A 414-nucleotide genomic window follows, 5' to 3' on the forward strand; every position below is an offset into this window, starting at 1 on the left:
CGTTTTCAGCCAAAGCATTGTCATAGGAGTCACCAACCGTCCCAGTGGAAGCGGCAATGCCATGCTGGGCAAGTCGCTCGTTGTAGACCACGCTCACGTACTGCGACCCATGATCCGAATGGTGAATGAGACCTGTCGTTTCCTCAGCACACACGATCGCCTGGTTGAGAGCCTGCAGCGGCAACGCTTCGGTGCGCATCGAGTCTGATAGCGCCCACCCAACGATTCGCCGGGAGTAAACGTCAGTGACAAACGCGGCGTACACAAAGCCTTTCTTCGTGCGCACATATGTAATGTCGGCTACCCACAGTTTATTCGGGCTCTGAGCTTTGAATTCGCGTTCCACCAAGTCCGGGCGCAGATCCGGCACGTGAGCTTTTCGGGTTGTGATAGGTGCTCCGCCTTTGCCTTTGC

1 protein-coding gene is annotated in these 414 nt (G+C 56.0%); it reads right to left on the reverse strand.

What is annotated here, in order from left to right:
• Positions 1-414, reverse strand: a 414-nt coding sequence (locus HMPREF2692_RS11730) for a DDE-type integrase/transposase/recombinase (protein WP_070823694.1), incomplete at both ends; no start/stop codon positions are given.

Source organism: Corynebacterium sp. HMSC036D03 (assembly GCF_001836185.1).
Taxonomy (GTDB): Bacteria; Actinomycetota; Actinomycetes; order Mycobacteriales; family Mycobacteriaceae; genus Corynebacterium; species Corynebacterium simulans.